The 4216-nt window shown below is 73.4% G+C and carries 4 protein-coding genes; 2 read left to right on the top strand and 2 right to left on the bottom strand.

All coding sequences use genetic code 11. The features are described from left to right. On the top strand, positions 1-863 hold an 863-nt coding region (locus CQZ88_RS31440; RefSeq protein ID WP_258008698.1), incomplete at its 5' end, for a sensor histidine kinase. Then, entirely contained in the window at positions 845-1513 is a 669-nt protein-coding gene (locus CQZ88_RS20245) for a response regulator (RefSeq protein ID WP_029541800.1), read from the top strand. The genes CQZ88_RS31440 and CQZ88_RS20245, both read left to right, overlap by 19 nt. A gap of 12 nt (positions 1514-1525) precedes the next feature. On the opposite strand, the gene CQZ88_RS20240 is transcribed toward CQZ88_RS20245, so the two are convergent. Together CQZ88_RS20240 and CQZ88_RS20235 are read right to left on the bottom strand one after the other, a co-directional pair. Next, a complete protein-coding gene (locus CQZ88_RS20240) occupies positions 1526-3184 on the bottom strand; it encodes a DNA repair helicase XPB (protein ID WP_006936177.1) in 1659 nt (552 codons plus the stop codon). A 76-nt stretch (positions 3185-3260) separates the two neighbouring features. Beyond that, a partial coding sequence (locus CQZ88_RS20235) for a helicase-associated domain-containing protein (protein ID WP_180987050.1) occupies positions 3261-4216 on the bottom strand: 956 nt, incomplete at its 5' end.

The following is a 4216-nucleotide window of genomic DNA, read 5'->3' as shown; positions in this document are numbered from 1 at the left end:
CCCCGCGCCTGCTCGACGTCGCGCGCCGCCCCCGCGACGAGCCGGTGGCCGCCGCCGCGGGCGACCGGATCGTGCTGGCCGTCGCGCGACGGGTCCTGCGCGACGGCCGCGACCTGGGCACCGTGATGTCGGTGCGCGACCGCACCGACGTCGAGAAGCTCACCCGCGAACTCGACGCCGTGCAGTCGCTGACCACCGCCCTGCGGGCCCAGCGGCACGAGACCGCGAACCGCCTGCACCTGCTCTACGGCCTGCTGCAGCAAGGCCGCAGCGCTCAGGCCACCGAGTACCTCGAGCAGCTCCTCGGATCCGGGCCCACCGGCCGGCCCCTCGACGGGCTCGACGCCGTCGCCGACCCGTACCTGCACGCCTTCCTCACCGCCAAGGCCGCCCACGCGCGGGAGAGCGGGGTGACGCTGGTCCTCGGCGAGAACACCTGGGTGCGCGGCACCGTCCGCTGCCCCGTGGACGTCACGACCGTGCTGGGCAACCTGCTCGACAACGCGATCGAGGCGGCCCGCGAGCACGGGCACGACCCCGCGGAGGTGGAGGTCGAACTCGTCGAGGCCGGCCGCGACCTGCACCTGGCCGTCGCGGACACCGGTGCCGGCATCGCCGCCGGCCGCGCCGGGGAGGTCTTCGGGGAGGGTGTCACCACCCACGCCGACGGTGCCGTCCCGGGCGGTCGCGGAATGGGCCTGGCGCTGGCGCGGCAGGTGGCCCGGCAGCACGGCGGCGACGTGATCCTCGCCGATCCCGGCGGGCGGCGCACCCCGGACAATCCCACCGGGGGCGCGGTGTTCGTCGCCACGCTGATCGACGTACTCGACCAAGGAGACACCGCGTGGGCGGATCCGATCTGACGGTGCTCGTCGTCGACGACGACTTCCGCGTCGCGGAACTGCACGCGAGCGTGGTCGCCGCGGTGGCCGGGTTCCGCGTGGCGGCGGTCGCCGGTACCGTCGCGGCCGCGCGCGCCGCGGTCCGCGAGGCCCCGGTCGACCTCGCGCTCGTGGACGTGTACCTGCCCGACGGCTCCGGCATCGACCTGATCCGTGAACTCGACTGCGACGCATTCGTACTCGGCGCGGCCGCCGAGGGCACGACGGTGCGGGCCGCGCTGGCCGCCGGCGCCTCGGGGTATCTGGTCAAGCCGTTTCCCAACACCGAACTCGCGCGGCGGTTGTCGGCGTACGCGCAGTACCGGCGTCTCGTCGCCGGCGCCGAACTCACCCAGGCCGAGATCGACTCGGCGCTCGCCGCGCTGCGCCCGGCGCCGTCGGGCGCCGGCGACAGGGCGCCCCGATCGGTGACCAAAGAACTTGTCCTGCAAGCTCTCTCGTCCTCGAACACGCCCATGTCGGCGGGGGAGGTGGCGGCCACGATCGGGGTATCCCGTGCGACCGCCCAGCGTTATCTCGCCGCGCTCGTCACCAAGGGGCAGCTGCGGATGCAGCTCCGGTACGGCAGCACGGGACGACCGGAACAGGAGTACCGCCTCCCGCCCGGCTGAACCGGCCGGCGGTCAGCCGATGGTGGGGCCGAGCAGATCGTCCGCGTCGGTGATCCGGTACGCGTAACCCTGTTCGGCGAGGAACCGCTGCCGGTGCGCGGCGTACTCGGCGTCGAGGGTGTCGCGCGCGACGACCGAGTAGAAGTGCGCCTGCCCGCCGTCGTGCTTGGGGCGCAGCAACCGGCCGAGGCGCTGCGCCTCCTCCTGGCGCGAGCCGAACGTGCCCGACACCTGCACCGCCACCGACGCCTCGGGCAGGTCGATCGAGAAGTTCGCGACCTTCGACACGACGAGCACCTTCAGCTCACCGGCGCGGAAGCGGTCGAACAGCTCCTCGCGCTCCTTGTTCCGGGTCGAGCCCTTGATCACCGGGGCGTCCAGCGCCTCGCCGAGCTCGTCGAGCTGATCGAGGTACGCCCCGATGATCAGGGTGGGGGAGTCGCGGTGCCGGTCCAGGATCGACTTCACCACCGCGATCTTCGTGTGCGCGGTCGAGCACAGCTTGTACCGCTCCTCGGGCTCGGCCACCGCGTACGTCATCCGTTCCGCGTCGGTCAGGGTCACCCGCACCTCGACGCACTCCGCGGGCGCGATCCAGCCCTGCGCCTCGATGTCCTTCCACGGTGCGTCGTAGCGCTTGGGGCCGATGAGCGAGAATACGTCGCCCTCGCGGCCGTCCTCGCGCACGAGGGTCGCGGTGAGGCCGAGCCGGCGCCGGGACTGCAGGTCGGCCGTCATCCGGAACACCGGGGCGGGCAGCAGATGCACCTCGTCGTAGATCATCAGCCCCCAGTCGCGGGAGTCGAACAGCTCGAGGTTGCGGTACTCGCCCTTCGACTTGCGGGTGATGACCTGGTAGGTGGCGATGGTGACCGGGCGGATCTCCTTCTTCTCCCCGGAGTACTCGCCGATCTCGTCCTCGGTGAGCGACGTGCGGGCGATCAGCTCGCGCTTCCACTGCCGGCCCGCGACGGTGTTGGTCACCAGGATCAGGGTGGTGGCGCCCGCCTTGGCCATCGCGGCCGCACCCACCATCGTCTTCCCCGCCCCGCACGGCAGCACCACCACGCCGGAGCCGCCGGCCCAGAACGAGTCCGCGGCCATCTCCTGGTAGTCCCGCAGGTGCCAGGGGTTGGTCTCGAAGTCGAGGTTGATCGCGTGTGCCTCACCGTCGACGTAGCCGGCGAGGTCCTCGGCCGGCCAGCCGACCTTGAGCAACATCTGCTTGAGCCGGCCGCGCTCGCTCGGATGCACGATCACGGTGTCGTCGTCGAGCCGGGCGCCGAGCATCGGCGCGATCTTCTTGTTGCGCATCACCTCCTCGAGCACCGCCCGGTCGAGGCTGACCAGGGTCAGGCCGTGTGCGGGGTTCTTCACCAGCTGCAGCCGGCCGTAGCGGGCCATGGTGTCGACGATGTCGACGAGCAGCGGCTGCGGGACCGCGAACCGGGAGTGGGTGACCAGGGCGTCGACGACCTGCTCGGCGTCGTGTCCCGCGGCGCGGGCGTTCCACAACGCCAGCGGGGTGACCCGGTAGGTGTGCACGTGCTCGGGGGCGCGTTCGAGCTCGGCGAACGGCGCGATGGCCTGCCGGGCCTCGTTCGCGAGGGCGTGGTCGACCTCGAGGAGCAGGGTCTTGTCGGACTGGACGATCAACGGTCCGTCGGCCACGGACGCCTCCTAGCACGGGAACAGGCAGAACCTCCCCATTCTCCAGGTGCGGCGGCAGGCCCGCCACCGGCCGCCGTCACTCCACGAGCGCGACCGTGGTGATGCGGTGCAGCACGAAGCTGCGGACCGTGCCCGCGGCGGGGTCGAACGCCTCGAGCTGCCCCCCGCCGACGGCGACGGGATCGACGATGCGGTGGGTGGCGACGCCCTGCGCGTCGACGTAGCCGATCCGGACGCTGCGCTTGCCGTGCGCGGCGAGTTGCAGCAGCGCCATCGTCGCGGCACCGCCCGTGCGGGTGCCGTCGCCGCGGACGGTGGTGCCGCGTGGGGCGGCCGCGGCCCGGTCCCCGGCGCGCAGCGTGCGGATCAGGGTGTCGAGTTGCTCCCCGGTGGGCGGCGTCGGTCCGATGTAGCGGGGCCGTGCCCGCGGCACCGACACCCGGGCGCCTCGTGGCCGCAGGTCCAGCACTGCGCCGGTGGCGTCCTCGCCCGCGGGCGCGAAGCCCGCACCGCGCAGCTCGGCGAGCACCTCCGCCAGCGGCGCCTGCGACACCGCGACCGTCGGCGCGACGGCCCGCAGGGCGAGGTGGCCGGCGACGGGGTGACCGAGCACCTCGGCCAGCAGCGCCGGGTCGTCGGAGCGGACGAACGAGGCGGCGATCCCGGCGCGGAGCCGGCCGTGGCGGCGGGCGACGTCGTCGATCAGGTAGGTCAACGCCTGGGGGACGGGAGTGCGCGAATGCGTGGCGAACAGGGCGTGCAGCTCGGCGGCGCCGGTGCCCGCGTCCAGAGCGCGGCGCACGCCGGTCTCGCTCACCCGGTACACCGTGGCCGCGCCCGCCGACTCGACGTCGGCGACGAGGGCGATGCGGTCCGCGAGTTCGGGCACCAGGGGGCCGGGCGCCACCACCGTCAGGTCGGCCTGGACCAGCACGTAGTCGACCGGTTCCGGCAGGACCGCGGCCATCTCGGCCTCGGGGTCGCCGCCGTGCAGCAGCGCCTTGCCGGGCGAGGCGAGAGCCCCGTGCGCGA

This window comes from Rhodococcus sp. ENV425 (genome assembly GCF_002887785.1).
Taxonomy (GTDB): domain Bacteria; phylum Actinomycetota; class Actinomycetes; order Mycobacteriales; family Mycobacteriaceae; genus Rhodococcus; species Rhodococcus aetherivorans.
Note: the sequence above shows the minus strand (reverse complement) of the source record. Positions and strands in the feature narration are given on the sequence as shown.